General features: G+C 59.6%; 5 protein-coding genes and 1 tRNA gene. 1 reads left to right on the top strand and 5 read right to left on the bottom strand.

Going from position 1 to position 5,258, the window contains the following annotated elements; translation table 11 throughout:
* Positions 1–55: 55 nt before the first annotated feature.
* The 3 genes from BQ17_RS10835 to BQ17_RS10850 form a co-directional block, all read right to left on the bottom strand.
* A complete protein-coding gene (locus tag BQ17_RS10835; protein WP_218068222.1) occupies positions 56–505 on the bottom strand; it encodes a type I restriction-modification system subunit M N-terminal domain-containing protein in 450 nt (149 codons plus the stop codon).
* Positions 506–856: 351 nt separating this feature from the next.
* Positions 857–932 (bottom strand) — tRNA-Ala (locus tag BQ17_RS10845).
* Positions 933–1,135: 203 nt separating this feature from the next.
* The gene (locus BQ17_RS10850; protein WP_089726956.1) at positions 1,136–1,945 is read right to left on the bottom strand and encodes a cytochrome C assembly family protein; all 810 of its coding nucleotides are present in this window, start codon (positions 1,943–1,945) and stop codon (positions 1,136–1,138) included.
* 140 nt (positions 1,946–2,085) lie between these two features.
* On the opposite strand from BQ17_RS10850, the gene ffh reads away from it, so the two are divergent.
* Positions 2,086–3,459 carry a signal recognition particle protein gene (ffh, locus tag BQ17_RS10855; RefSeq protein WP_089726953.1) on the top strand — a complete coding sequence of 458 codons (1,374 nt, stop codon included), beginning with the start codon at positions 2,086–2,088 and terminating at the stop codon, positions 3,457–3,459.
* Positions 3,460–3,563: 104 nt separating this feature from the next.
* Here the strand turns inward: ffh and BQ17_RS10860 are convergent, their stop codons facing one another.
* Together BQ17_RS10860 and BQ17_RS10865 are read right to left on the bottom strand one after the other, a co-directional pair.
* Positions 3,564–4,400: a uroporphyrinogen-III synthase gene (locus tag BQ17_RS10860; protein ID WP_256091550.1), complete on the bottom strand. Its 837-nt coding sequence runs from the start codon at positions 4,398–4,400 to the stop codon at positions 3,564–3,566.
* Positions 4,401–4,572: 172 nt separating this feature from the next.
* Positions 4,573–5,258, bottom strand: a 686-nt coding sequence (locus BQ17_RS10865; protein ID WP_218068223.1) for a hypothetical protein, incomplete at its 5' end; no start/stop codon positions are given.

The raw sequence follows: 5,258 nt of genomic DNA on the forward strand, positions 1-5,258 counted from the left end.
TGGAGCGTGGGAACGAGCGTGAAATTTGCAGATTTTATTCCCTAAAATCAGTATCTTAATTTTTAGACAGCCTCTTACCCTCCTCGAAGGGCTGGAACTTGGCGATCATGTGGATGAGGAACAGCAGCGCCCCGTCGTTCACCCTGGGCAGCTTGCCGCTGTAGCCCCGGAAACTGGGCCAGCGGTTGATGACCTTCTGCTCCGCCTTCCAATCCACGCCGAAGGGGGGATTGGCCAGCAGGTAGTCGAAGCGGTTCTCGGGGTGCCGGTCGAACCTGTCGTCGATCAGGGTGTTGCCGTATTCGACGCGGCTGTCCTTGTGCTTGTATTTCTCATACTCGTCAAGGACCGCTTTCTTGGTCGTCCCCAGCACGCAGTCAAACCGGCGCAGTACCGTCATCGGCAGCATGACCCGCTCGTACTGAGGCGGCCGACAGGGGCCACGCAGCAAATCGGCCACGGACCAGATGAAGTTGGAGAGTTGCTGAAAGTTTGCAGGTGTCATGGAAATGGTCTTGTCCTTATTGTTCAACCGGACGAACCAGGATTCTCGATAGCCTCCCAAATGATTTCGGTATGCGCGTGCGCGCGAGGAAGGCAAGCGGTGCTGAGCGCCGGAAACTGTTTGGCCTGGACACGCCGAGCAAGACTGCCTTAACCGACCCGAGCGGGGAGAAGGAGGCAAAAGGGGTAGTGATCTACCTACCGAACAACGGACGAGACTCCGAGTTGTCGGAATCGGCGATACCGGAGAACGAGTTGTCGAGGTAAGCGCCGTCCGAAAGGGGGACTAAAAGGAGACGCATAAGGGGATGGACTAAAACTTCCTTGTAAATCAATGGATTGAAAATATGATTGGTGGAGCCGAGGGGGATCGAACCCCTGACCTTCGCATTGCGAACGCGACGCTCTCCCGGCTGAGCTACGGCCCCGATCTGATCTACCCATGTCACACCTGGGTTTCACGCTGCGCTACAAAGGGCGCACACCCGCTCGCGACATTGCACCGCAAATCCGCAGGACCCATAGGCGACGGGTATGTTAAGAAGTCCCTATTGAAGGGTAAAATTCTAGCATTTCTGCCCGGGCAGGCGCGTATAAATTTCCTTCCCGATTAACAGGCACTGGGGTCCGCTCAGCGTTGCAGGATAAGCTCTAGCACCGCCTTGCTGCCGAAGTAGGCCAGCACCAGGATGACGAAGCCGCTCAGGGTCCAGATGATGGCCGTGCGACCGCGCCAGCCGTAGCGCAGGCGCCCCAGGAGCAGGGTACCGAAGACCAGCCAGCCGAGGGTAGAGAGCACGGTCTTGTGCACCAGGTGCTGGGCGAACATGTCCTCCAGGAAGGCGAAGCCGCTCGCCAAGGCGAGGGTAAGCAGCACGAAGCCCACGCCGATCATCTCGAACAGCAGGCTTTCCATGGTCTGCAGCGGGGGCAGGGCGCGCAGGAAACCGGCCGGTTGTCGACTATGCAGGTGATGATCCTGCACCGCCAGCAGGATTGCCTGCACGCTGGCCAGGGTCAGCAGGCTGTAAGCGAGCATGGAGAGCAATACGTGGATCTTGATGGGCCAGCCCGTGGATTCACGCATAAAGCCCTGGCTTGGGTAGCGGGCTTCCAGAAACAGGGTCAGGGCCGCTACGGGCAGGATGAGAATCCCTAGATTCTCGACCGGCTTGGTGAGGCTGGAGACGAGCAGGAGCGCGACGACGGTCCAGGCGGCCAGGGCCAGGGCGTTGAAGAAGGCCAGGTTGAGTCCCGGCTGGCTGAAGATGGCATCGTAGATGAGCCAGGTGTGCAGAATCAGTCCCGCGAACCCGACCATCAGGATGGAGGGGTGTCCGGGTAGAGCGGGCTGGTCACGGCGAAACAGCCGCAGGGCGATAAGAGAACCGCAGATCAAATAGAACAGGATGGCGACGTATGAAATCAGGGTGTGGCTCATGCGACGGATGATGACATAAAGCAGGGCGTCGGGAAAAGCCGATGCGGCACACAGGGCGGGTGCGTATAGTTGCAAGGCCACGTGATCTCTCCGTAAGGGTGCCGGTGGAGTCGCGGCGCTTGTTCCCCATGAGGTAGCTGATGTTCGAGAATCTCCAGGATCGTCTCGGCGGTGTTCTGAAGAATGTCCGGGGCCGGGGCCGGCTCACCGAGTCGAATATCAAGGACACCATGCGCGAGGTGCGCATGGCCCTGCTCGAGGCCGATGTGGCCCTTCCCGTGGTACGTGAATTTGTGGAGCAGGTGCGCGGGAAGGCCATGGGGGAGGATGTCCTCACCAGCCTCACCCCGGGCCAGGCCCTGATCAAGATCGTCAATGACGAGCTGATGAGCCTGATGGGGGAGGCCAACCAGGGTCTGGACCTGAACGTTCAGCCTCCCGCGGTGATCCTGATGGCGGGCCTGCAGGGCTCGGGAAAGACCACCAGCGTCGCTAAGCTCGCCCGCTGGCTGCTGGAGAAGCAGCACAAGAAGGTCATGGTGGTGAGCTGTGACATCTACCGGCCGGCCGCCATCGAGCAGCTGCGGACGCTCGCCGCGGAGGTGCAGGCCGAATGCTTTCCCAGCAGCGGCGACCAGGACCCGGTGGATATCGCCCGGAGGGCCCACGAGGCCGCGCAGCAGGGTTTTTTCGATGTCTTGATCGTCGACACCGCGGGCCGTCTCCACGTGGACGTGGCCATGATGGACGAAATCAGGGCCTTGCATGGGGCCATCGATCCGGCCGAGACCCTGTTCGTGGTAGACAGTATGACCGGCCAGGACGCGGCCAACACCGCCCAGGCATTCGACGCGGCCCTGCCCCTGACCGGCGTGGTGTTGACCAAGGCCGACGGCGATGCCCGCGGCGGTGCCGCCCTCTCGATCCGCCACATCACGGGCAAGCCCATCAAGTTCCTCGGCGTGGGCGAGAAGACCGCCGCCCTGGAGCCCTTCCACCCGGACCGAGTGGCCTCGCGCATCTTGGGTATGGGGGATGTGCTCTCGCTGGTCGAAGAGGTGCAGAGTAAGGTCGACCACGAACAGGCCCAAAGGTTGGTCAAGAAGCTCAAGAAGGGAAAGGGTTTCGACCTGGCGGACTTTCGTGGGCAACTGTTGCAGATGTCCAATCTCGGCGGCATGGCCGAGTTCATGGATAAGCTTCCGGGAATGAACGAGCTTCCGGATCAAATCAAGAATCAGGTGAACGACAAGGAACTGGTCAAGCTGATCGCCATCATCAATGCTATGACCCCACACGAGCGGCAGTTCCCGGCCATCATCAAAGGCTCGCGTAAGCGCCGTATCGCTACCGGCTCGGGGACCCAGATCCAAGACGTCAATCGGCTGCTCAAACAGTTCTCCCAGATGCAGAAGATGATGAAGAAGATGAAGGGCGGGGGCATGGCGAAGATGATGCGCGGCCTCAAGGGTCGGATACCGGGCGGGATGCCGCCTGGGAGACTGCCTTTTTAGGGCAAGTGCGTATGAACCGCTTGTGGGTAGTGGTAAATTTATAACTGATAGAGTATTGGTAGTCCCAAAAGAATTGAGTCCGCCGAGCCGCGCAGCAACCCAAGCTACCCTCTACCAGTTAAAGATTTACCACTGCCCGCTTGTGGAGTGGTTTCGATAATACGGCACAGGGCCGCGAGAACGGCTGTGTCCGAGGCGCCGTCCGCCACCTCCACGCGGGTAAACCCGAGCGCCGTGGCGGTTTTCCCGGTACGTTCGCTGACGACCACCAGGGGCGTGGCGAGCAGCAAATCCCGTCCCTTCCCCCCGATCAATGTGAGCAGATTCTCCAGTATCTCTCCGCTGGTAGCCGTGGCGAGCTGTACGTCTCGCCGCCAGCGTGTCAATAAGGAAGCGGCATCGGTGACAGGAAGCGTGCGGCGGTAAACCTCGGCGTAGGCGAGCCGTGCACCCCGCTCGATCAGGGTATCGCCCAGCAGACCGCGGCCGCCGACTCCACGCACAATCAACACCCGTCGGCCCTCGAGATCCGCGAGCGCCGGGAGCGCCAACAGAGACTCACTGTCGAAGCGGCCGGTGGGCATCAGATCCGGGACCCGACCGGCAAGGGTCAGGGCCTGGGCGGTAGCCGCGCCGACTGCGCCCAACTGCGGCTCCGCGGGCAAGCGACGATTGGGGAACAAAGACAAGGCCTGCTCAACCGCGTTGCGACTGACAAACAGGATCAGGTCCCACTCCCGGGCCAGCAGCTCCCGGGCCGGTTCCCGATTCGCTACCGGCTCGATGGCGACGGTGGGGAAACGGATGGCCCTACCTCCAGCGGCCGCGACGAGCCGACACAACCCCTCAGCCTGGGCCGCGGGACGGGTAATCAGCACCCCCCGACCAGCGAGGTCGCAGGGATTCAAGGGCTTATTGTTAGGCAATTGGTCGTGGATCACATGTTGCGCAGAAACCTGTGGCCTTGTCCTCAATCCGATCTGCACGATCGTTCCCCAGCCTTGATTTGGGCACGTCCGCCCTACGCGGGATCTTTATTTGCCTCGCCCTACGGGCTCATAGCGAATCGGTGCCTGGGTGCAGACTCCGGGATTACAGCATCTATTCCATAGGCTATCTTCGGGATTCCGCCGCTTTCTTTGTTTGCAACCTATCCAAGCATGAGATGAGTTTAATATCTGAAGATTTGATAGGCCCAGACCGTTCCTGAATTCCTATGAGTTCTTCCCATTTCTTTTGTATCTCATCCAAGCACGAGGCAAAGAGAGTATTGCCTTCTTCGAAGCCCGCAAGGGGATAGCCGTTGGGCTGCTCGGAAAAATCCGATAAGGGAGGGGCTTCGCTCGTCTTCAAGGCATAGATCACACCATCCGGATTGATCTGAATCCGCAGGGTTCCATCGTAATAGGGACCATACTCGCCGGAGAATGGGATGTTTCGCGGGTAGTTCAAAGTACCATGCCCCGACTTGACATTGAAATATTGGCCACCAAACCTAAATCGTGCTGTTTGGCCGGATTTAAGATAGATCTCTCTTTCCAGAGTCGGTTCTTCGATCGTCAGTGCAGTCGGTGTATTGTTGTGCGCCTCTATATAGGCGAGTCTCGGACATCCGGTCAACATAAAAGCGAAGGGGGCGAACAGAAGAACAATAAGTAGGCGGCGATTAATCATGGTATTGCTAACTCCAAGGCCAGGGACCAGTTCCCCGCTGAGGTCCTCTTCTGCTCGTTCCCACGCTCCAGCGTGGGAACGCAGGTGTGGCCGCTCCAGCGGCCAAAGTTTCATGACGCTGGAGC

The sequence above is a fragment of the Candidatus Thiosymbion oneisti genome, from assembly GCF_900092655.1.
GTDB lineage: Bacteria > Pseudomonadota > Gammaproteobacteria > Chromatiales > Chromatiaceae > Thiosymbion > Thiosymbion oneisti.